The 22758-nt window shown below is 71.6% G+C and carries 18 protein-coding genes and 1 pseudogene; 8 read left to right on the top strand and 11 right to left on the bottom strand.

Annotation, left to right across the window (positions count from 1 at the left end; all coding sequences use genetic code 11):
- Positions 1-104: 104 nt before the first annotated feature.
- The 3 genes from AB0411_RS07040 to putP all read right to left on the bottom strand — a co-directional run bounded on the left by AB0411_RS07040 (position 105) and on the right by putP (position 3754).
- On the bottom strand, positions 105-1418 hold the full coding sequence (locus tag AB0411_RS07040) for a sensor histidine kinase (RefSeq protein WP_366416207.1): 1314 nt from the start codon (positions 1416-1418) through the stop codon (positions 105-107).
- Positions 1415-2086: a hypothetical protein gene (locus AB0411_RS07035; protein ID WP_366416206.1), complete on the bottom strand. Its 672-nt coding sequence runs from the start codon at positions 2084-2086 to the stop codon at positions 1415-1417. The genes AB0411_RS07040 and AB0411_RS07035 overlap by 4 nt, the downstream gene beginning before the upstream one ends.
- Positions 2087-2251: 165 nt before the next feature.
- On the bottom strand, positions 2252-3754 hold the full coding sequence (putP, locus tag AB0411_RS07030) for a sodium/proline symporter PutP (protein ID WP_366416205.1): 1503 nt from the start codon (positions 3752-3754) through the stop codon (positions 2252-2254).
- An 883-nt stretch (positions 3755-4637) separates the two neighbouring features.
- On the opposite strand from putP, the gene AB0411_RS07025 reads away from it, so the two are divergent.
- From AB0411_RS07025 to AB0411_RS07010, 4 genes are all read left to right on the top strand, one after another.
- The gene (locus AB0411_RS07025) at positions 4638-5018 is read left to right on the top strand and encodes a peptidase inhibitor family I36 protein (RefSeq protein ID WP_366416204.1); all 381 of its coding nucleotides are present in this window, start codon (positions 4638-4640) and stop codon (positions 5016-5018) included.
- Positions 5019-5494: 476 nt separating this feature from the next.
- The gene (locus AB0411_RS07020; protein ID WP_366416203.1) at positions 5495-6877 is read left to right on the top strand and encodes a family 2B encapsulin nanocompartment shell protein; all 1383 of its coding nucleotides are present in this window, start codon (positions 5495-5497) and stop codon (positions 6875-6877) included.
- The gene (locus AB0411_RS07015; protein ID WP_366416202.1) at positions 6864-8369 is read left to right on the top strand and encodes a SufS family cysteine desulfurase; all 1506 of its coding nucleotides are present in this window, start codon (positions 6864-6866) and stop codon (positions 8367-8369) included. The genes AB0411_RS07020 and AB0411_RS07015 overlap by 14 nt, the downstream gene beginning before the upstream one ends.
- A 145-nt stretch (positions 8370-8514) precedes the next feature.
- On the top strand, positions 8515-9174 hold the full coding sequence (locus tag AB0411_RS07010; protein WP_366416201.1) for a hypothetical protein: 660 nt from the start codon (positions 8515-8517) through the stop codon (positions 9172-9174).
- Between the two features lie 53 nt (positions 9175-9227).
- Here the strand turns inward: AB0411_RS07010 and AB0411_RS07005 are convergent, their stop codons facing one another.
- Both AB0411_RS07005 and AB0411_RS07000 read right to left on the bottom strand, forming a co-directional pair.
- Positions 9228-9743, bottom strand: a complete 516-nt coding sequence (locus tag AB0411_RS07005) for a hypothetical protein (RefSeq protein WP_366416200.1) — start codon at positions 9741-9743, stop codon at positions 9228-9230.
- 228 nt (positions 9744-9971) lie between these two features.
- The gene (locus AB0411_RS07000; RefSeq protein ID WP_366416199.1) at positions 9972-10538 is read right to left on the bottom strand and encodes a GNAT family N-acetyltransferase; all 567 of its coding nucleotides are present in this window, start codon (positions 10536-10538) and stop codon (positions 9972-9974) included.
- 437 nt (positions 10539-10975) lie between these two features.
- Here AB0411_RS07000 and AB0411_RS06995 point away from each other — a divergent pair, with 437 nt between their 5' ends.
- Entirely contained in the window at positions 10976-12124 is a 1149-nt protein-coding gene (locus AB0411_RS06995; protein WP_366416198.1) for a serine hydrolase domain-containing protein, read from the top strand.
- 284 nt (positions 12125-12408) lie between these two features.
- On the opposite strand, the gene AB0411_RS06990 is transcribed toward AB0411_RS06995, so the two are convergent.
- The 5 genes and pseudogenes from AB0411_RS06990 to AB0411_RS06975 all read right to left on the bottom strand — a co-directional run bounded on the left by AB0411_RS06990 (position 12409) and on the right by AB0411_RS06975 (position 16739).
- A complete protein-coding gene (locus tag AB0411_RS06990) occupies positions 12409-12819 on the bottom strand; it encodes a PPOX class F420-dependent oxidoreductase (RefSeq protein WP_366416197.1) in 411 nt (136 codons plus the stop codon).
- Between the two features lie 360 nt (positions 12820-13179).
- Positions 13180-14214: an IPT/TIG domain-containing protein gene (locus AB0411_RS38085; protein WP_403146782.1), complete on the bottom strand. Its 1035-nt coding sequence runs from the start codon at positions 14212-14214 to the stop codon at positions 13180-13182.
- A 45-nt stretch (positions 14215-14259) separates the two neighbouring features.
- Positions 14260-15006 (bottom strand): annotated as a pseudogene (locus AB0411_RS38080) (IPT/TIG domain-containing protein); the annotation flags it as partial.
- A gap of 165 nt (positions 15007-15171) precedes the next feature.
- Positions 15172-15924 (bottom strand): IPT/TIG domain-containing protein, encoded by a 753-nt coding sequence (locus AB0411_RS06980; RefSeq protein WP_366416194.1) that lies wholly within the window; start codon positions 15922-15924, stop codon positions 15172-15174.
- Between the two features lie 122 nt (positions 15925-16046).
- On the bottom strand, positions 16047-16739 hold the full coding sequence (locus tag AB0411_RS06975) for a DUF1565 domain-containing protein (protein WP_366416193.1): 693 nt from the start codon (positions 16737-16739) through the stop codon (positions 16047-16049).
- Between the two features lie 957 nt (positions 16740-17696).
- On the opposite strand from AB0411_RS06975, the gene AB0411_RS06970 reads away from it, so the two are divergent.
- From AB0411_RS06970 to AB0411_RS06960, 3 genes are all read left to right on the top strand, one after another.
- Positions 17697-18617: a hypothetical protein gene (locus AB0411_RS06970; RefSeq protein WP_366416192.1), complete on the top strand. Its 921-nt coding sequence runs from the start codon at positions 17697-17699 to the stop codon at positions 18615-18617.
- Between the two features lie 393 nt (positions 18618-19010).
- On the top strand, positions 19011-20039 hold the full coding sequence (locus AB0411_RS06965; RefSeq protein WP_366416191.1) for an aminoglycoside phosphotransferase family protein: 1029 nt from the start codon (positions 19011-19013) through the stop codon (positions 20037-20039).
- A gap of 337 nt (positions 20040-20376) precedes the next feature.
- Positions 20377-20943, top strand: coding sequence for a hypothetical protein (locus AB0411_RS06960; RefSeq protein WP_366416190.1), 567 nt, complete (start codon positions 20377-20379; stop codon positions 20941-20943).
- Positions 20944-20993: 50 nt separating this feature from the next.
- Here the strand turns inward: AB0411_RS06960 and AB0411_RS06955 are convergent, their stop codons facing one another.
- Entirely contained in the window at positions 20994-22073 is a 1080-nt protein-coding gene (locus AB0411_RS06955; RefSeq protein WP_366416189.1) for a S1 family peptidase, read from the bottom strand.
- Positions 22074-22758 lie beyond the last annotated feature (685 nt).

The following is a 22758-nucleotide window of genomic DNA, read 5'->3' as shown; positions in this document are numbered from 1 at the left end:
TCTGCGCTTGTCTCCCGGGCGCGGACACTCCGCCGAGCGGCCGGGGCCCCGGGACCAGGGCTTTCACACCTGCCGGGCGCCCTGACCCGGCCCTGGGCCGGACGCTAGGAGCCGCCGGCCCCACCGGACGGTGGGCGCCGCGGCCCGGGGACCGGCGATGTCAGGACGAGTTCGGCGACGGCCCCGCCGTCCGGCGCGTTCGAGAACCGCAGCGTGGCACCGAGGACCCGGGCCTGCCCCGCGGCGATGGTCAGCCCGAGGCCGTGGCCGGTCTTGCGACCGCTCGCGGACCGGCTGCGGAACCGCTGCGGGCCGTGGTCGAGGAGGTGGCCGGGGTAGCCGTCCCCGTGGTCCCGCACGGTGATGACGAGACCGTCGACGGTCAGGAGGACCGGCGGCCGGCCGTGCTTGTGGGCGTTGGAGACGAGGTTCCCCAGCACGCGCTGGAGCCTGCGCTGATCGGTCTCCACCCGGGCGTCCCGCTCGACGCGGACCTCGGCCTGCAGCCCGGTGGCCCGTACCGCACGCTCGGCCAGCGGTCCCAGCTGCTGCACCTCGGCGTCGGCCCGCTCCACCTCCGCGTCGAGGCGGGAGATCTCCAGCAGGTCCTCGGTCAGCCGGCTCATGGTCCGGATCCGGTCCTGCACCATCTCGGCCGGGCGCCCGGGCGGCAGCAGCTCCGCCGCCAGGTGCAGCCCGGTGAGCGGGGTGCGCAGCTCGTGCGCCACATCGGCCGTGAAGCGCTGCTCGCTGTGCAGCTTGGCCTGCAGTGCGGCGGCCATCGCATCGAGCGCGGCCGCCACGGCCGCGGTCTCGTCCTGGGCGTAGGGGGAAGACCGGACATGGGGGTCGTCCACCCGGGCGTCGAGATCGCCGGTGCTGATTCTGCGGGCCACCTGGGCGGTGTGGTGCAACCGCCGGGTAATACGGGAGACGCCGAACAGCCCGACGGCAAGGGTGAGCGCGATCGCGAAGGCCGAGGAGCCGACGATGGCCCGGTCCACCCCGCGGATCGCGGCGGCCCGCTGGGTGTAGTCGAGATGGACGGCCAGGGCCTTGCCGTCGGCGGGGGTGACGGCCCACATCGCCGGCCGGCCTTGGTGCTCGGCGAGCTGAGTGCCGCGCTCGCCGCGCCGGGCCATGGCGCGGAGCGGGGCGGGCAGGTCCGCGGGGTCCACCGCGGCGTGGCGGCCGAGGGGCTCCCCCGCTACGTACGCGGCCGCGACGGAGTCCAGTTCGGACAGGGCGGCGCCGCGGGCCTGGCTCTCGGTCTGCCGCCCGACCAGGACGTGCACCAGCACACCGACGACCGTGGCGAGCACACAGCACATGACGATGACGAAGACGGCGAACTTCCAGTACAGCGTCGCCGTCCAGGCGGGCAGGTGCCGCCGCATCCGGGGCCGGCCGGTGCTCATGGGGTGCGCTTCGGGACGTGGACGGCGTTGTCCGCCTGGTCGAACTCCATCGACCGCAGGGCCATGGTCCGGGTCCGGGGGTCCCATGCGTAGACGGTGCGGGTGTCGTAGCCGGGCGTGCCGGTGGGCTCCCGCAGGATCAGATCGCCGTTCGCGATCTCCACCGACAGCGGGGTCGCGCCGGCATCCATGATCCGGGTGACCCGCCCGTGGTCGAGCGTGAAGACCCACAGGGCCAGCGACTGGTCCGGCGCCTCGATGCCGACGATCAGTTCGGCTTTCCCGTCGCCCGTCAGATCCCGGTACTGGGGTGTGCGCACCGGGCAGTGCGCCGGCCGCGTCTCACAGGCCCTGATCTTCCTCATGGTGGCGGAGTCGAACTGCGGCCCGCCGCCGAGGGAGGAACCGGCGGCCGCCTGCGCCTTGACGACGGTGAGCAGACGCGCCGCGCGGATGTCCCCGGACGGCACGGGCGGCACCCCGGGAACGGCCGCGGGAAGGTTCTCCCCCTTGCCGCGCTCGGGCTGCGGCGCCGGCTTGCGCTCGGGCCACAGCCGCACCGGCGCGGCGGCGGCCGACGTGTGGCCGGCGCTCAGCGGCTCGCCGCGGTCCGTACAGCCGCTCAGCAGCACGACCATGCCTGCCGCCGCGAGAGCGAGCGACATCATCCGGAGCCCCGGGGGCGACAAGGAAGGGTGGAGAGGCACGTCTTTTCCCGTCGTGGTGCGCTGAGCCTCTCCGGATCATAATGCGCGCCGCGCACCACGGGGACGGGCCGGGGGCCGGCAGTGCGCGGTGGGGCGGCGCGCGGCACCGCCGGCACCGGGCCGGACTCAGCCGGCCGGCATCGCGGCCGCGGCCCGCTTCTCCATGGGGCCCGACCAGCTGCGGCGGGGCGGGCGGCCGACGAACTTCCCGAAGAGCAGGGCCGCGGCGGTGGCCGCGAGCACGCCCGGCACCATCTCGTAGACGCCCGACTGGAGCGGCCCGAGGAGCGGGTCGATCTGCTTCCACATGACGACGGTGACCGCCCCCGTCACGATGCCGGCCATCGCCCCGGCCCGTGTCATCCGCGGCCAGTAGAGCGACAGGAGGATCACCGGGCCGAAGGCGGCGCCGAAGCCCGCCCAGGCGTACGCGACGATGTCCAGCACGGCGCCGCCGCTGAGCGCGATGGCGTAGGCCACCAGCGCCACGACCACGACCGTCACCCGGGCCGCCAGCACCATCGTCGCGTCCGAGGCCTGCCGCTTGACGAAGGCCCGGTAGAAGTCCTCGGTGAGGGCCATCGCCGAGACCAGCAGCTGGCTGTCCGCGGTGGACTTGATCGCGGCGAGCACGGCGACCAGCAGGAGACCGGCGACCCACGGGTTGACCAACTGGGCACAGAGCTGGATGAAGACGGTCTCCGGATTCTCCAGCGGCTGGTCGAGAGCGGCGATCCCGACCAGCCCCACGAGCGAGGCACCCGCCAGGCAGACCACCACCCAGCCCACCCCGATACGGCGGGCCAGGGGGATGTCGCGGGCGCTGCGGATGCTCATGAAGCGGACCAGGATGTGCGGCTGGCCGAAGTAGCCCAGTCCCCAGGCCAGCAGGGAGATGACGGCCACCGCGCCGAGCGGTTGGCCGGACGTCCAACGGGACCCGTCGAAGTGGGCCTTGGCCCCCATGTCCAGCAGGGAGGGCGTCTGGTGGTCGAGCAGGTGCCGCATCGCGCCGAACCCCCCGAGCAGCCCGATGCCGATCACGGGGAGGGCAACGGCCGCGCAGAACATCACCGTCGCCTGCACCGAGTGCGTCACGCTCACCGCGCGGAAGCCGCCCAGCACGGTGTAGACGACGATGACCACGGCGAAGACGGTGAGCGCGAATTCGAAGCCGCCCCCGAAGATGCCCTCGAACAGCACTCCCCCGGCCAGCAGTCCGCTGGCCACGTACACGGTGAAGAACACGACGATGACGGTTGCCGAGACCAGGCGCAGCATCCTGCTGCCGTCCTCGAAGCGCTCCTCCAGATACGCCGACAGGGTCTTGGCGTCGCCGGCCAGCTCGGTGTACGTCCGCAGACGCGGCGCGACCAGGCGCCAGTTGAGGTACGTGCCGACGGCCAGACCGACGGCGATCCACGAGGCGCCGATGCCGGCCGCGTACACGGCACCGGGCAGCCCCAGGAACAGCCAGCCGGACATGTCACTGGCGCCCGCGGACAGGGCCGCCAGCGGGGCGCTCAGCCGGCGCCCGCCGAGAGCGAAGTCGGAGAACGTCACTGTGTCCTGATAGGTCCAGATACCCACGGTCACCATGGCGAGCAGGAATATTCCGAAAATGATCATGACCGGTACGATCAGGGGTGTCACCACTGCTCCTCGGTGCAGGCACTGCCAGGTATCGCGGGGCCGGGGCATCCCACCAGGAGATTCCGGACGGTAGGCCTCCGGCGCGAGCTGACAATACGGATCAGCCCTCGGGAGCGGCACCCCTTTGGACGAATGTCCCTTGCAATCAAAGGCCCGACAGCCCTCGGGCGGACCGCCCGCCGGGGCCATACACGGACACCCTCGCGCACAGTGGTTGATTCCCGCCGGATGGCCATGAACCTGGTGATTCAGGCAAGGAAAGGACCGGGTGAGGGCTCCAGCTCGCGGTCGAGCCGTGCCGCCCCGACGGTGACAGCGGGCCGCCGGCCGCCGCCCATACCCCGCTGCTCCCAGGGGAGTCGAGGGTCCGATTACCGGTCACGCGACGGCGCCCACCGGGTGCCGGCGGCCTCGTACCGCCCCACGAGCAGGTGCACCGCAACCGCCGTGCCCCAACCGCCCTCGACCGCCTGCGAATCGACGTCGCGGGGAGCGGCGGAGCGTCCCCCGGCGCGCCGCGGACGAGTCCCCGCCAGCCGGGTGGTGAAGGAGCCGGCCGACCGCCCCGTGGTGGGGCCCGCGCGAGTGGAGGTACATGGGGCGTACGCCCGGCACCTGCGCCGCCGCGCTCCAACGGCCTTGGGTGAGGCCAGAAATGCCCTGAGGGGCGTCGTGGCGGCGAACCATACTGGTGACGCTTCGCGGCCTGGCCGCCCGTAGCCGCCGATCCGGCGCAGCCTTCCGGATCGCGCTCGTTTTCGTACTCGTGCTCCCGCCCGTTCTCCTGCTCGTGCGCAACGTCCCACCCGGCCCGGGCGGCCCGCCCCGCCGGGCACCTTCGAAGAAAAGGAGTCCTCCCATGCGCCGAATCCGCTCGTTCGCCGTCGCCGCGGCCGCCGTCGCCGCAGTCCTGGGAACCGTCCCCACCGCGACCGCGACCCCGTCGGCCCCCGCCAGCCCGGCGGCCTTCCGTTGCACCTCCGGGTACTTCTGCATCTACAGCGACTGGAACGGCGGGGGAACCCGCTGCCAGTGGTCCCAGTCCAGCAAGGCGAACACCGCCGACGACTGCTCCTTCATCCAACGGGGCCAGAACGTCCGCTCCGTATGGAACAACACCAGGCACCGCGTGCAGTACTACACGCAGACCAACTACCACGCACGCGTCGGCTCCACTCCCGCCGGCGCGGGCGGCAACCTGCAGGGCAGCTACCAGATCCGCTCCTTCAAGCCCCAGTAGGCAGAGGCCGGCGCGGGTTCAGGAGCCGGCACCCTCCCAGGCCGCCGGCCGCAGGGTGAGCGGTTCCTGAACCCGCGCCGTGGGCGATCACCGGTGAGCACCGGACGCCCTACGAGCAACTTCCAAATTACTGACGCATCGTCAATTCTCCCTGCATAAGCCTTACTTTAGGAATCACCAAGCCCCGTTATGAGGGCAAATCACGTCGCATATCGGGCGCCGAGCCGACCCGGAAAGCGAAGTCGGCGGACCTGTGCGCACAAGATCCCGGAAACCGCACGCAAGGTCACAGCCCCACCGCTCCCGCTGTTCGCACATAAGACCGCATTTGCGAAGTTTGTACAGCGAGCAATTCAGGCCGGACCCTGGCAAACCCTCGCTTGCGGGCGACGGACTCCGACCAGACGATCGGACAACTTCGCATGCCGTTCGGCTCTCTGCCGGCCGACCGGCTTGCCTGTCGTCGAGGAGGTCCTGTGAACGCCCAGACGAGTCTCAGCCCCGATGCCGCACGGCAACTCGCGACCACTACCAAAACCAGCCCGCAGATGCGCGGCATCACGCCCCGCTATCTGCTCCGCGCCCTGCCCTGGGTGGATGTCGAATCGGGTGTCTTCCGCGTCAACCGCCGCCGCACCTACGTCCTCGGCGACGACCGCATCAGCATCCACACCGACAGTGGCTCGCCCCGCGTCATCCCGGGCGACCTCCGCGAACTGCCCTACCTCCGGGACGCCGACGACGCGCTGCTCGCCGAACTGGCCGACTCCTTCACGGAGGTCACCTTCGAAGCCGGAGACATGCTCGCCCAGGACGGCGAGGCGCACGACCAGCTGTGGGTGATCGCCCAGGGCCGCGCCGAGAAGCGGGTCAGCGGCCGCTACGGGGAGGACGCCGTCCTCGAAGTCATCGGTGACGGCCAGTTCTTCGATCTCGACGCCTGGACCCGCTCCGAGCCCATGCCGTACCGCGTCAAGGCGCTCACCCCCGGTGTGGCGCTGTGCGTCGAGCGCAGCGTGCTCGCCGGGCTGTGCGACCGCGACGCGACCGTACGGGGCGCGATGGATGCCTACCTCGCGGCGGACGGCGTCCTGCCGGGCGCCGAGGTGCCCGTCGACCTCAGCGCCGGGCATGTCGGCGAACCCGAACTCCCCATGACCTTCGTCGACTACGAGGACACGCCCCGCGAGTACCACATGACCCTCGCGCAGACCGTGCTGCGCGTCCACACCCGGGTCTCCGACCTCTACAACGGACCCATCGACCAGACCCGCGCCCAGTCCAACCTCACCGTGCACGCCCTGCGCGAGCGGCAGGAGGCCTCGCTGCTCAACCACCCCGAGTTCGGGCTCTTCAACAATGTGGCCCCGGGCCAGCGGGTGCAGGCGCGCACCGGTTCCCCCACCCCCGACGACCTGGACGAGCTGCTGACCAGGGTCTGGAAGCAGCCCGGCTACTTCCTCGCGCACCCCCGGGCCATCGCCGCATTCGGCCGGGAGTGTACGCGCCGGGGTGTGCCCCCGGTCATCGACAACCGGTTCGGCAGCCCGTTGCTGACCTGGCGCGGTGTCCCGCTGCTCCCCTCCGACAAGGTGCGGTTCTCCGGCAGCGCGGGCGTCGGCACCACCGAGATCCTGCTGATGCGCACCGGCGAGGCCGAGCAGGGCGTGGTGGGTCTGCGCCCCGCGAAGGTCGAGGACGAGGTGGAACCCGGCCTGTCGATGCGGAACATGGGTGTCGACCAGAAGGGCGTCACCTCGTATCTGATGACCGCGTACTTCAACACCGCGGTGCTGGTGGAGGATGCGCTCGCCGTGCTCCAGAACGTCGAGGTCTCCAACTTCCATGACTACTCCTGACGTTTCCGGGAGCCGGTGGCCGCACACGGCTCCGACCGCGGACCCGCTCGCCGGCGGCGCGGCGCACCTCGATCCGGCGACGATGCTGACCGCGGCGCTGTCCATGAGCACGGCCACGCACGCGCCCACGGATGCCCCCGCGGATCCGGTCGCCGCCGATCCGACCGGACAGGCCGCCCCTGCCGCGCAAGGCGCCCAGGACGGCCAGGCCGGCTCCCCGCCCCTCCAACCCACCGCCCGGCCCGGACAGCCCACCGGTCTCCCCGGCCAACCCGTCGCCTTCTCCCCCGAGATGGCGCGCCGGGACTTCCCGATCCTGCACCGGACCGTGAACGGGCACCCCCTGGTCTGGCTGGACAACGGGGCCACCACACAGAAGCCCCGCCAGGTGATCGAGACCCTGGCCGCCTTCTACGGATCCGCCAACTCCAACATCCACCGTGGTGCGCACACCATGGCCAGGGAAGCCACCGAGGCCTATGAGGCGGGCCGGGCGGCGGTCGCCCGGTTCCTGGGCGCGCCGTCACCCGACGACATCGTCTTCGTACGCGGCACCACCGAGGCGATCAACCTCGTCGCCCAGAGCTGGGGGCGCGCCAACCTCGGTCCCGGGGACGACATCCTGGTGCCCGTACTGGAGCACCACTCGAACATCGTCCCCTGGCAGTTGGTCGCCAAGGAGACCCGGGCCCGGGTGGTACCCGTACCGCTGCGGCCGGACGGCCAGATCGATCTCGATGCGTACGCCGATCTGCTCTCGATGCGCACCCAGCTCGTCGCGGTCAGCCAGGCGTCGAATGTGCTCGGCACCGTCCCGCCGGTGCGCGAGATGACCGCGCTCGCCCACCGCTACGGCGCCAAGGTGCTGGTGGACGGCGCCCAGGCGGTGGCACACTTCCCCGTCGATGTGCAGGACCTGGACGCCGACTTCTACGTGTTCTCCGGCCACAAGCTGTTCGCGCCCACGGGCATCGGCGCCCTGTACGCGAAGCCGGATGTCCTGCGGGGCATGGCGCCGTGGCAGGGCGGCGGCAACATGATCGAGTCGGTCGGCTTCACCCGTACCACCTACGCACCCGTCCCTCACCTGCTGGAGGCCGGCACCGGACACATCTCCGGCGTGGTCGGTCTGCTGTCCGCGCTGAACTGGCTGACGTCCTTCGACCGGGAGGCCATCGCCGCCTATGAGACCTCGCTGATGGCGTACGCCCAGCAAGCCCTGGCCACGGTGCCCGGTCTTGAGCTGCTGGGCTCCGCGCCCGACCGGATCGCCGTACTGACCTTCACCCTCGCCGGCCACGACCCAACCGCCATCGCCGACTGGCTGGACCGCGACGGCATCGCCATCCGCGCCGGCCACCACTGCGCCCAACCGGCACTGGCCCACTACGGCCTGGAGAGCGCGGCGCGCGCCTCACTCGCGCTCTACAACACGCCCGAGGAGGTGGACAAGCTGGTGGCGTCGCTGCACCGGCTGCAGCAGACCGGCTGACCCTGCTCTGCGCTGTGTTCGGGTTGCCGACGGCGGATTCCGGTCGGCAACCCGGCACCGGGAATCGACCCTGTGGACAACGCGCCGGTGGCCTCGTCCGCGGGCCATACTGAGCACCCTGGCAGCAATGAGGGGGAGCACGGCCATGACGTTGTCGCAAGGAGAGGCCCGGCCGCCGCGCCGGGTCGATGATGTGTCGTCCGCCCGCTGGGTCGAAGACGGCGTCGGCGGGTTCGACAGCGGGGTGCACGCCCTGCTGCCGTCGGGGTTCGAGACGTACGTCCGGCTGCTGCATCCCAGCGAGCCGGCCGACGGCCGCTTCGAGCGGTGGGCGGAGGTCGCCCAGCGGTCCGGTCGCCGTCTGCGCCCTCTGGCGCGCTTCGCGGAGGTGGCCGGTCCGGGGGACGAACCGCCGTGGCAAGGGTCGCTGCCCGAACACGTACTGGCGGCCCTGTGCGCGGTGCTGGCGACCGAGACCGGTACCCCGCAGCAGTGCCTCTTCGGGCTCTGGGAAGGGTGGGGCTGGCTCCATGACGAGGGGCCGAGGGTGCGGCTGAGCGGACGCGCCTATGCGTTGTACGAGGGGCCGATCGACGCGGCGACGGCGTTGGGGGACCGCAGTGCGGGGGTCTTCTTCCCGCAGGCGCCGAATCTGTGGTGGCCGCTGGACCGGGCCTGGTGTGTCGCCACGGACGTGGACCTCGACTCCACGTACCTCGGCGGGTCCGCCCGCCTGGCGGAGAAATTGGCGGGCGACCCCCGCTTCGAGGTGTTTCCGGTGGCGCTCCACGACCGGATCGGCTGAGCCGCCCGTGGAGCGCCCGCCGCCGAGGAGTCAGCGGCTTCGCGGGAGATCCGTCAGCGCTTCTTGCAGGCGTTGATGCGGACCGTGGCGCTGGTGTGCTTCACCTGCTTGGTGTGCGGGGTGTAGCCGGGCGGGAAGGTGACCACGCCGGTGGAGTACCCCGTGTAGTTCTGCCGCTTCACACAGCGGCGCGCGGCGTTCTGGCTCACCTTGTTCTTGCCGAGGTTGACCCTGTTGCCGCTCTGCTTGTACAGCCTGCCGTTCTTGTACAGGGCGACGCGGATGGCGAGTTGGGCCACCCGCTTGGAGCACTTGATGTCGGCGGTGACGTTCACCATGTGCCGGTTGTCGGCGTGGGCGTGGTGGGAGTAGTGCGGGAGATGAGTAGTGATCTTGCAGGTGATCACGTCACCGCTACGGGCATCCACCGTCTTCACGGTGGCGGCGCCGACCGCGGTGTCGGGTCCCCCGTCGACGGGCGCCGAAGCACCCGCGGTCCCCGCTCCCATGGTCAGGGCCAGCGCTCCGGTCAACGCTCCCGCTAGCAGCGTCCGCTGTACGGTCTTCATTGAATTTCCCCCTGTTTGACGCCCGTCGGGGCGCACTACTGATGGCGCCCCACCTCTCAGCTCAAGGGAGGTGAGGCGTGCTGGTGACAGCATTCCGTATCAGCGCGGCGGACGTGGGGGTATTTCACACATGCCCCCACAGGCCTCCATCTTGGGGTCGCATTCTCCCGAACGCGGCATATCGCGGCCCGCGGCCCCTGACTGCGGGGGTCCGGGCCGGCAGGGAGATCACCGGCGGCCCGACGTGCCGTGCTCTCGCCACTCCCGGGCCAGGACCGACCAGACCTCCATGTCGTGGCGCACGCCCCGGTACGGGAAGCTCTCCCGCAGCACTCCCTCCCGCACCATGCCGAGCCGCTCGGCGACCTTGATGCTCGCCGTGTTGGCCGAGGACGCGATCCACTCCACCCGGTGCATCCCGCGCTCCTCGACCGCCCAGTCGATGAGCACCCGGATCGCGCGCGTGATCAGCCCGCGCCCGACGGCCGCCTCCTCCAGCCAGCAGCCGACCTCGCAATTGCCGGACTCGGCGTCGAACGTCTTGAACAGGACACCGCCGACGAGCACGCCGTCCAGCCAGATGCCATAGAGCCGACCGCTGTCGGCAGCCGCCTTGTCCGCGTAGGACCGCAGGAGCGCCGTGGCGGACGCGAGGTCGGTGACGCGGTCCGGCAGCCCGATGTACCGGCCGATGTACTCGCGGCCCCGGTCCATGTGCGCGAGGTACTGCGCGGCGTGCCATGGCTCCAGCGGCCGCAGCTCCGCACCGTCGTCACCCAGCGAAATCGCGAACATCGCGTTCTCCCCCGCCTTCACTCTTCCGTCGTCCTGCTTGCTGCGGGCTCGCGTACGACACGAGCCCGCTCCGCGGCCGCCCGTGCGCCGCACCCCGCATCGTCGCACGTCGACGGGCCCCGGCGCCCGCCCCTCCCCCGTTGCCGCCGGGCGGCGAGGAACCGGGGGCTCATCGGCTCTCCGTGCCGTCAGCGGCTCGGGTCGTACGCCTGCGGTCACGGTCGGCGAGGGCTGACGGGAGCGGGGACGGCCGCCCGGGGGCGGCTGAGGGGCGAGAGGGGCTGATGAGGGGCTGATGAGGGGCAGCGTGGCCGGTCGAGGGAACGGCCCCCCGTGCCGTCGAGGGCCGATCGGGTCGGATTCGACGGCTTCGGCCCGATGATTTCCCGTCGGGGCGGAAGTCTTACTCCGGACCGCACCCTACGGAAGGTGGAACGATGACCGGCCTGCAGCACATCCTGGAGACGTACATCAGCGACGGGCCGGTGCCCGGCGCGGTGACCCTGGTGGCTCGCGGCGACCAGGTCGAGGTGGAGGCCGTCGGTTCCTCCGACGCCGACGGCGGCCCCCCGATGGCCAGGGATTCGATCTTCCGTATCGCTTCGCTCACCAAGCCCGTCGTCGCCGCGGCGGTGATGATGCTGGTCGAGGAGGGCCGGATCGCGCTGGACGACCCGGTCGCGAAGTGGCTGCCGGAGCTGGCCTCGCCGACCGTCGTCCGTACGCCGGACGGTCCGGTCGACGAGGTGCTGCCGGCCGCCAGACCGATCACCGTCTTCGACCTGCTCACCTCCCGCGCCGGATACGGCTTCCCCTCGGACTTCTCGCTGCCGGCGGTCGGCCTGCTGTTCAGCGAGCTGAAGCAGGGACCGCCGCAGCCGCAGCTCGTCCCGGCACCGGAAGCATGGATGGCGGCGTTGTCCCGTATTCCGCTGCTGCACCAGCCGGGCGAGGGCTGGCTGTACAACACCTCCTCGGACATCCAAGGGGTGCTGATCGCCAGGGCCTCCGGCCGTCCGCTGCCCGAGTTCCTGGCCGAGCGGCTGTTCGAGCCGCTGGGCATGGCCGACACCGGATTCGAGGTACCGGCGGGCAAGCTCGACCGGTTCACCGGTTACTACCGGCTCGGCCCCACGGGCGAACGCGAGCTGGTCGACGCACCCGACGGCCAGTGGAGCAGCCGGCCGGCGTTCCCGTCCGGCGCCGGCGGGCTGGTCTCGACCGTCGACGACTGGCACGCCTTCGCGCGGATGCTGCTCGCCGAAGGGACCGTCAACGGCCGTCCGCTGTTGTCGCCCGCGTCGGTAGGGAAGATGACCACCGACCACCTGACGGGGGCCCAGCGCGAGGCCGGGAGGCTGTTCCTGGAAGGCCAGGGCTGGGGTTTCGGCGGCTCGGTGGACATCGAGGCCATCGACACCTGGAACGTGCCGGGACGTTACGGCTGGGTCGGCGGCACCGGGACGACCGCGCACCTGGTTCCGTCGACCGGCACGGTCGCCATCCTGCTCACACAACTGGAACTGTCCGGTCCGACGGCGCCGCCCCTGATGCGGGACTTCTGGCGGTACGCGGCCGGGGTCTGAGAAGCGGGCGGACGGCGTTCGCCGGGCTACTGGGCCGACGGGGCGCACGGGCGGGGAGAGCGGGCACCCGGCTCGCCCTGCTGCTACCGCTCAACTCCGGCTCAGAACACGGCACTCAGGACGCGGGGCACGGGGCACGGGGCACGGGGCACGGGGCACGGGGCACGGGGCACGGGGCACGGGGCACGGGAATTGTCCGGCCGGTCATGATGACGCGGACCCTTCATCGGTCGCTGGCTCTCGGTGGCTTGGGCCGGCGCACCCGGGGGTGCGGCTGCCCCGCGTCACCCGACATCGCGGGCGGCGGACCCCCGGGTCTCCAGGTTCCAGGTGATGATCCGCTGGGGGTGGACGCGGATGATGTCCCTGCTGAAGTGGTCGGGTGCCACGGGCGGCACGTCGACGGTCAGCACCTCGGCCCGGCCCCTGACCTCAACGCCGCGCCCCCATCCGCCCGCCACGGGATCGTCGGCCGGGGCCATGTCGTCCACCAGCACGGAGACGGCGGGACGGGCCTGCGCATTGCGGTACTTCCGGCTGCGGGCCATGGCGGGCCCGCCGATGTCGATGGTGCCGTCATCGTTGAGCCGGAAGCCCACGGGGCGTACCTGCGGACGGCTGTCGGGTCCGATGGTGGCCAGGCGGGCCAGCGGCTGGGCGGCGAGGTACTCGTACTCCCTCTCGGTGAAGATCATGCGGCCGACCCTAGAACCTCAAGCGCGATTGAGGTCAAGGCCCTCCCGAGGTCGGCCAGGGCCGGTAGCTGCACGGCGGCCAGCGGTGCGTGCGCTTCAGCCCGGCGTCTCGTACCGTGCGCGCCCGGCGTCGGTCCCGCCCAGGACGCCGAGCTCCGCGCCCTCGGCCCACGGCGTGCCCGCTCCTCCTGGTCCACCACCCGGCCCCCGTGGGAGCCGGTGCCCGCCTCGACCGGCCCAATGGCGCCCTGAGCCGGGAATGCGGCACGGTCGGAAGCGGCGCGCCGCTCCCGTACGGGGACGAGCCGCGCCGCCCCGCCACCGGGTCGTAGCGCCAGGCACCAGGGCCGGCCCGCCGCCTCAGATTCCGGGCGGGGCAACCCGGGTGTAGGAATTCGGGGCGCTGGTGCCGCCGGGGGTGGTGACGATGACATCGACGGGCCCGACGACTCCAGGCAGGGCGTCGACGACGAGGTGGGTGTCGGAGACGACGGTGAAGCCTGCGGGGTCGGGGCCGATGAGCACCTTGGTCGCCTGGGCGAGGTGGGTGCCGGTCAGGGTGAGGGTGATGCCGCCGGCGGTGGGCCCTTGGTTCGGGACGACCGTCGTGACGACGGGAGCCGGCAGATAGGTGTAGGTGACCGGGTTGCTCGTTCCCCCGGCGGTGGTGACGGTGACGCCGACCAGGCCGGCGGCTCCCGCGGGGACCACTGCGGTGATCTGGCTGTCCGAGACCACCGTGAACGTCGTGGCGGGGGTGGCCCCGAAGCGCACCGCGGTGGCCTCGACGAGGTGGACGCCGGTGAGGGTGACGGTGTTCCCACCCGAGAGCGGGCCCGAGGGCGGGGCGACACCGGTGAGGACGGGGGTGCTGACGTAGAAGTAGGCACTCGGGAGGGTGGCGGCGCCGCCCGGGGTGGTGACGGTGACACCGACCGGGCCCGGCGTCGCCGCGGGGACCACAGCGGTGATCTGGGTCGGGGACACGACCGTGAAGGAGGTCGCGGGGGTGGTGCCGAAGGTGACCGCGGTCGTTCCCGTGAAGTTGGTGCCGGTGAGGGTGACGGTGTTCCCGCCGGAGGTGGGGCCTTGGTTGGGGATGATGCCGCTCAGGGTGGGCGTCAGGGCGTAGGTGTAGGAGACGCCGTTGCTGGTACCGCCGGCGGTCGTGACCGTGACCTGCACCGTGCCGGTCCCGGCCGGGGCGACCGCGGTGATGTGGGTATCGGAGACAACGGTGAACGAGGTGGCCGGTGTACTGCCGAACCGCACGGCCGTGGCAGTGGCCAAACCCGTACCGGTGAGAGTCACCGCGGTACCCCCGCCCGGCGGACCCGAAGCGGGACTCACCGACGCCAACACCGGCACCGAAACCGAGACATACGCGAACGACACACCGTTGCTCGTACCCCCCGGCCCCGTCACCGTGACCTGCACCGTGCCCGAACCCGCAGGCGCCACCGCAGTGATCTGGGTGTCCGAGACAACGGTGAACGAGGTGGCCGGTGTACTGCCGAACCGCACCGCCGTGGCAGTGGCCAAACCCGTACCGCTAAGAGTCACCGCGGTACCCCCGCCCGGCGGACCCGAAGCGGGACTCACCGACGCCAACACCGGCACCGAAACCGAGACATACGCGAACGACACACCGTTGCTCGTACCCCCCGGCCCCGTCACCGTGACCTGCACCGTGCCCGAACCCGCAGGCGCCACCGCAGTGATCTGCGAAGCGGAGTTGACCACGAACGACGCCGACACCCCACCGAACCGCACCGCCGACGCACCCGTGAAACCCGAACCCGTCAACGTCACCGACGTACCACCCGCCGACGGACCCGACGTGGGACTCACCGACGTCAACACCGGTGCGGGCGCGGCGACATAGGAGAAGGTGACGAACTGGTTGCTGGTGCCGCTGGGGGTGGTGACGGTGACCTGTACCGTGCCCGTGCCGAGCGGGGTGGTGGCGGTGATCTGGGTGTCGGAGACGACGGTGAACGACGGCGCCGGGGTGGCGCCGAAGCGCACGGCGGTGGCACCGGTGAAGCCGGTGCCGGTGATCGTCACGGTGGTGCCGCCCCCGGAGGATCCCGAGGCGGGAGAGACGGAGAGGACGGCGGGTGTGGCTGCGGCCGGCGTCTGCGCGGCGGAAGCGGTTGGCGGTTCTGCTGAGCGATTCACGGCCATGGTCCTTCGAGAGCGTGAGCCCCGGCCGGCCGCCGAGGAGAAGCGCCGGGCCGAGGCTCGTCGGTGAGCTGGGGGGGAACCGGGCAGGGCAGGGCGCACCCTGTCCGGACGGGTGGTTCGGGTGCCTGGTGCGGGGACCAGACGATCAGCGGCTCGGGGTTCCGGTCAGATGCCGGGGCCGGCCAGGTAGGTGAAGCCGCCGGCGAGCAAGGCGCTGCCTCCCGTGGTGGTGACGGTGACGTCGGCGGGGCCGGGGGCACCATCCGGCGTGGGCGGGGTGACGACGGACACCGCGGTGTCGCTGATGACGGTGAACGGTGCGGGCGTGGCGCCGAAGAGGACCGACTGGGTGCTGCTGAGGTTGGTGCCGGTGATGGTCACCACGGTTCCGCCGCTGGCCGGGCCGGAATCAGGGTTCAGCGTGCCGATGGTCGGGGCGTCGACGTAGGTGTAGGACAGACCGTTGTTGGTACCGCCCGCGGTGGTGACGCTGACGCCCACCGGTCCGGGCCCCGTGCCCGCCGGCACCGCGACGGTCAGCTGGCCGTCGTTGACCACGGTCGGGGTCGCCGTGACGGTACCGAACTTCACCGCGGTGGCGGTGGACAGGCCGGTACCGGTGATGGTGATGGTGTTGCCGCCCGCGGTGACGCCGGACACGGGGGAGATACTGGACTTGAAGGGCGCGCCTACGTAGAAGAACGACAGCGGGTTGCTGGTTCCGCCGGGCGTGGTCACGGTCACCGGAACCGTACCGCTGCCCGACGGGCTGATGACGGTGACCGAGGTGGGCGTGTTGGCGGTGATGGTGGCTGTCTTGGTGCCGAACCGCACGGCGGTGGCGCCGCCGAGGTTGGTACCCGTGATGGTGACGATGGTCCCGCCGCCGGTCGACCCCTGACTGGGAGAGATGGGCATGGCAATGCTCCTTCGGTGGAGTGTGTGAGTGGGAGTGATCAGCCGAGGCCGGGCGGCGGTGTCCACCGCCGGCATCGGGGTGAGCTGCCTGGTTCGTGGTGGCCGGTGCACCGGCCGGGCCGTCAGGTGCAGCCGATGACGCTGCCTGACGGAGCACAGTTGTCCGGGGTGTTGCCGCTCACGTTCGTGCCCAGCAGGGTCGCGCCCCCGGAGTTGACGTAGATGCCGCCGCCGCTGGAGACGGCGGTGTTACCGGTGACGGAGCTGCCGACCAGCGACACGGCGCCGTTGTCGGTGTAGATCCCGCCCCCGGCAACGGCGGTGTTGCCGGTGACGGCACTGGTGAGCAGCGAGACCGTGCCCCCGAGGTTCGAGATGCCGCCCCCCGGCCAGGGGGACACGGCACTGCCGCCGCGGACAGTGACCCCCACCATGCTCAACTGGCCTTTGGTGCCCGGCACGTTGGCGGCTCCCTGGACCTGAAGGATCCGGAATGCGGGTGCGCTCGGGTCACGGGTGATGGTGACTCCCATCCCCAGCAGGGTGATCGGAGTGGTGATGGGCGGGAGTCCGACCGGGCCGGTGGGCCCGCTGCCGTGCGCGCTGGTGAGTTGGTACGTGCAGAACGGAACCAGCGCCAGGGTGTCCCCGCCGGCCGCATTGGCCGCTGTGATCGCGTTCACCAGCGAGGTCTCGCTGCACAGCACGGGGGTCTGGGCACGGGCTTCGTTCGGGACCGCGACCAGCCCGGCGGTCAGCGCCACGGTCAGGGCGCAGACACCGAGGATGGAGCGCAAGGTACGGACAGTTCGCATGACGTCCCCAGGAAGTGGTGACGTGAGCCGATGCACCGGCCGGTGCCGACGAGCGGCACGGCACGCTGCCTTGACATCCTCTGCGCAGGAGGGCACCCGCGGCGGCACCAGGGCGGCGCCACCGCCTACGCTGAAGTGGGTCTTCGGGTAGGCGAGTTGCCCCTCCCCGAGAGGATGGGCGGCCCACCGGATTGGATGACCTCAGTAACCCACCCGAGTGAGCACGCCTGCAACGCTCTTGATGGCCCGTCACCCGGATGGCAGAGCGTGCTTCGGGCCCGGTGCACAACGTCGGTGGTGCGGGCGGGTCCGGGCCTGCGCCACCCCGGCCGTCCGCCTGCACCGGGCCCGACTGCCTGCCTCCGCCGGGCCCGGCTGCCTGCCTCCGCCGGGCCCGGCTGCCTGCCTGTGCCGGGCCTGTTCGCGGGCCCGGCTTCTCCCTCCGATCGACCGGTCCGGCGTACCGGGCCCCTCCCCCGGACTCACCCCCGGATCTCGCTGCGGACACGGACGTGGGTACTGACGTCGGCGACCGCTCCCAGTCGGCCGGTGCGGTGCGGGATGTACGAGTCGGAGCGGAACCGTTCCTTTGTATGAGGCGGAACCGTTCCTGATGTACGAGTCCGAAACCACCGGAGCAGGCACCGCCCCACTGAGGGGTCGCAGCCACCCGCCTGACACCTTCGGTCATCGGCTCGGCACGTTCAGCAACCACCCGTCTGTCCTCTTGGTCGAGCACGGCAGGTCCGAGCAGGGGCATCGCACCGAGCACCGGCACCCGGAAACAGGTAACCGGTAGCCGATCGACGCAGAAGAGCCCGGCTTTCCGCAGCTCACGGCGGCTTTCCGCGTCCGGTACTGAGCGCGTCACGCGAGGGCCACGCCCGTTCAACACCACGGTCATGGCCGACCCTCCAGGCTGGCTAGCGACGGCCCATCCACTCAAGAGGAGGCATCATGGCGACAAACATCCGGAAGCGCATTCCCCACGTGATCGGCGCGTCCTTCCTGGCCGTGACTCTCACCGGAACGGTGGGCGCGATCACCGCGATGAGCAGTGAATCGCCTCAGACAGCGAACGCTTCGGCCCCGACCAGCAACGAACAGACCACAGGTGCCACCACCACCGGTGCGACCATCGGCGGCGGCGTCGGCGGGACCACAGGCGCCACCACCACCGGTGCGACCATCGGCGGCGGCGTCGGCGGCACGACCGGCGCGACCACCACCGGTGCGACGATCGGCGGCGGCGTCGGCGGCACGACCGGCGCGACCACCACGGGCGCGACGATCGGCGGCGGCGTCGGCGGCACGACCGGTGCCACCACGACCGGCGCGACCATCGGCGGTCTCGTGGGCGGCACGACCGGCGCGACCACGACCGGCGCGACCATCGGCGGCGGCGTCGGCGGGACCACGGGTGCCACTACCACCGGCGCGACCATCGGCGGTGGCGGCGGTGTGAGGTGCCAGGTCCGCGTCGTGCAGGGCAGGCTCGTCCTCCTCCCGAGGGGCTGCAGCCTCGGTGGCGGGACCACGGGTGCCACGACGACCGGCGCAACCATCGGCGGCAGGGTCGGCGGCACGACCGGTGCCACCACGACCGGCGCGACCATCGGCGGTCTCGTCGGTGGTACGACGGGCGCGACCACCACTGGCGCGACGATCGGCGGCGGTGTGGGCGGCACGACCGGTGCCACCACCACCGGCGCGACCATCGGCGGCGGGGGCGGCGGCACGACCGGCGCCACCACCACCGGCGCCACGATCGGCGGCGGGGGCGGCGGCACGACCGGCGCCACCACCACCGGCGCGACCATCGGCGGCGGCGGTGGCGGGACCACGGGTGCCACCTCGACCGGCGCCACCATCGGCTGACGCGAGCCACGCGCTGTGCAGAGCCTTCGGCGGTGGGAACGACCTGATGGTGGCAGCGGGCGCCTAGGAGAGTGCCCGCTCGGGGGACCTCCAAAGGGGGCGTGGGCCACTGTTCCCGCCGCCGAGCAGGTGGATTGGTAGTCAATCCTCCCCGCGGTCGTCCACATTCCTCGTCGGGACGGTGGTACCGGCGCAGGACGGTCCGGGGACCGACCCTCCCGGGTGGCCATCACCCGGGAGGATCTTGGCGTGCCCACCCGCCCCGCACGTTCGTGAAGCGGACGAAGTGGCAGGGGGCTGCCGCAGCCCGGCCCGCATCGGGAAGGAGTCGCGACAGAGCGCCGAACTCACCATCCGGGCAGCCGCGTTCGACCGGATGGAAGGATGAGCGTCATGATGACGCGACTTCCTTTCGGAGACCGGTTACGGCAGGAGCTGGGGACGCCCGGGAAGCACAAGATCCTGGAGAGCAGCCCCCGCTCGCACGTCTGGCGCGTCGAGCTGGACGGGACACCGGTGGTGGTCAAGCAGCTCGTCGAGGCGCCCGATGCCGCACAGCGGTACGCGCACGAGGTGGCGGCCCTGCGGCTCGCCTCCCGGGCCCGACCGACCATCGTCCCCGCCCTGTTGGGGACCGACGAAGCGGAGCGCGTCCTGGTCCTGGAGCATCTGGAGTCCCGTGAGCCGTCCTCCGACTGGCTCGTCGACTACGCCGCCGCCCTCGCCCGGCTGCATGCCACCGGCACCCCCGAGGACACCGGCCTCCTGCCGGCCTGGTCCGGACCGACACAGGACGACATCGGCTCCTTCCTCCACCTCGCCGAGGCGCTCGAGGTGTCCGTGCCGTCCTGCGCACCCGCCGAACTGGAGGCGCTCGTGGACCGGATCGACCGGGCACCGGGGCACGCCCTGCTCCACGGAGACCCCTGCCCCGGCAACGATCTGCACACCGCACGGGGCGTCAGGTTCATCGACTTCGAACAGGCCGCGCTGGGCAGCGGCATCATGGAACTCGCTTACCTGCGCATCGGATTCCCCACCTGCTGGTGCTCCACCGCGCCGACCACTGCGCTCATCGACCGCGCCGAGGCTGCCTACCGGACCGCGTGGGTGGCCGCGACCGGCACCGAGCCCCAAGGCGATCTGACCGACGCCTGTGCCGGCTGGCTGCTGCGCGGCGACGCACTGGTGCAGCGGGCACACCGTGGCACCGTCGACCACCTGGCCCGGATCCCGGGCCACGACTGGGAGTGGGGTACGGCGACCGCCCGTCAGCGGCTGGTCCACCGGCTCGGCGTCGTCGGGCATCGGACGGCCGAGCGGGGCGACCTCCGCGGTCTGCACCGACTCTGTGCCGACCTGCGCCGGCGGATGCTGACCCGGTGGCCCCGGCTCGGACCGCTGCCCTCGCGGCGCCCGTAGCGGCCGGCCCGCGCAGTCGTCCCGTAGGGGCCTGCCTCGGGGCACGGGAGGCAGGTGTGGGTACCGACCGGTGGGAGGACGCACGGCTACCAGCTACGCCCCGGCGCCGTCCTCCGCAAGGCGACTGAGGACGAACCGGCCTCCCCCGCACGGCTGATGCCGTTGCGTCGCCAGGCCGATGCCGCGGACAACGGCACCGCCGGACCATCGGAAGATGACCGGACCGCAGACACCTGGGAAAGACGCATCCGACACTTCAACGCGGCCGCCTCGGGCAGCCGAGTCGGACGGCGGCCCCGCAGACCCTGGACGAGCAAGGCGCCCGACCGTTCGCCGCATGTCGGCGAAGCTGCACGGCCGGACGGCGGAGGGTGTGCCCCGATGGGCCGTGTGGGCCGCGTACGCCACCACACTGACCACGCTGCCCTCCTGCGTCTGGCGGATCGCGGCCATGAACTTCCATGCGCCGCTGCTCGAACCCGCGACGACGATGGTCCGTGGTCATGGACCGGTGGTGTTCACCGGCTGGTGGTACGTGCTGGTGTTGAGCGTGGTCAGCGAGGCGCTGGCGTACCTCACCATCGGGCTGGTCAGCGAGTGGGGCGAGGTGGTGCCGCGCTGGGTCCCCGTACTGGGCGGCCGCCGGGTGCCGGTCCTCGCCGCCGTCGTTCCCGCCGGCCTGGGCGCGACGGTGCTCACGCTGCTCTTCCCGTACGCGCTGATCATGTCGGCCCTCGGCCGGATGCTCGACGGGACACCCGGCTCGGGTGTGATCCTGCACGGTGGGCAAACCGTCGCCTTCGCCGTTGCCTATGTGCCGTTGGCCGCCTGGGGCCCGCTGCTCGGCATCGTGACCGTGCACTACTACCGGCGCCGCCGCGCCCCCCGGAGGGTCACCGCATGACCGCGGTGACCTCCGCGCGGGGCGCGGCGGCGGCAGAACGTCCGGGCGGCTCAGCCGAGGTGCGATCCGGTCTTCTCCAGGGCCTCGCGTACGGGCTGGTAGAACGACTCGCCGTTCGACGCGCAGGTGCCGCGGCCGCCCGAGGTGATGCCCAGTGCGGTGTCGCCCTCGAAGAGCGGGCCTCCGCTGTCCCCGGACTCCGCGCAGATGGAGGCCTGGACCAGGTCGTCGACCGGCCCTTCCTGGTAGTTGGCCGTCACCTCGACGGCGATGACGTCACCGCTGCGGAGGCGGGTGCTGCTGCCGCTGCGCCGCACCGGCTCGCCCACGATGGCATCGCCGACCTTGCCGACGGCCTGCATGCTGCCGTTGTAGAGGTCCACCTGGCCGGGGTGCGCATCGGTGGCGTCGGTGTACTTCGCGATCCCGAAGTCGTCGCCGGGGAAGGAGCCGGCCTCCGTCACGCCGAACTCCGGGCCTCCTTGCGAGGCCGACCAGCTCCGTACCGCGTTGGCGCAGTGCCCGGCGGTCAGGAAGTACGGCTGCCCGTCCCTGATGACGTTGAAGCCGAGCGAGCAGCGTGCGGCGGTCCCCCAGATGGCGTTGCCGCCGGCGATCAGCGGCCGGAGCGTGCCGGGCGACTGCTTGAGGACGGCCCGGTCGCCGAGCGAGGCGACGACCTTCTTGAGCTGCTCCAGGCGGTCGCCCGTAACCGTGCGGTCGGCGACGACGACCACCTGGTTGGACTTGGGGTCCATCGCCCAGGACGTCCCGATGATCGTGGCCTTCTGCTTGAGGGTCGCCCGGGCGGAGTTCAGCGACGTGAGCGAGTGCTTGACGATCTTGGCTTCGGCGCCGGCCCCGCGGACCTTGGCCGCGGCGGTCCCGGTGGTGACGTTGACGATGAGCTTGCGGTGGGGGGCGTCGTAATAGAAGCCCGCCGCGTCGGCGCCGAGGGCGGAGCTGATGCTCCTGGCGCGCTGTGCGGCTGCGGAGGCGGTCGGGGGCTCGGGGGCGGCCTTGGCAGGGGCGGCCTGGGCGCTCTGCAGGGTGAGTGCGGCGGCGATCAGGGCCGCCGCCCCCATACTGCCGAGGACGGTGCGGGACTGAGGTACGCGTGTGTGCTTCAACTCAAGGCCTTTGGTGTGGAGTTGGACCTGCAAGGGATATCCGGGCCCGCGGGAGGCAGGCGTTTCCCCTCCCCCGTGACGATGTCGTGCCGGCGTCGCCCCGTCCTTCGCGCGGGAATTCCCGCGCGCCGCCGACGGCACTTCAGATCGCTCTATATCGCCGTACCGCTCGTACCGAACACCATGCGCGTCGACATTTGTTGCCTCGTCATATGCCTTGCCCTTGAGGGTTATCGGCGCCACAGGCGACCGGCGGGTGTGGCTCGGCGGAATGGAACCATTCTTTCCTGCGCCGGCTGCGCGCTACACCCACCCGGCCACAGCTCCGCAGGAATCACCTGTACGGCCGGTGGCGCAACCGGCCGGTACCCGGATACCACCGCGCCCGTCATGCCTCGACGACCACGGCTCACGGCCGCTTCCGGGCCGGCGCACACGCCAGATATTCCGTGAACGGCGGCATTCCATGAGCGTGTTCCGTAATCCGCCCTGCGAATCCGTTGGTGAATGCGCTCCGCCGATGTGCTCCGTCAACGCGTTCCACGAAGGACCCAAACCCCTCTCCCGCTACCACACGCCGGATCCATTGATGCGGACGGCACTCGCGAGGCGCTGCGCCGTACGAGTGAAATCGGGTCGCTCTCCTATGCACGGGACGTGGCGCGGTGGGTCAATCGGGGTATCC

The sequence above is a fragment of the Streptomyces angustmyceticus genome, assembly GCF_040701845.1.
Taxonomy (GTDB): domain Bacteria; phylum Actinomycetota; class Actinomycetes; order Streptomycetales; family Streptomycetaceae; genus Streptomyces; species Streptomyces angustmyceticus_A.
Note: the sequence above shows the minus strand (reverse complement) of the source record. Positions and strands in the feature narration are given on the sequence as shown.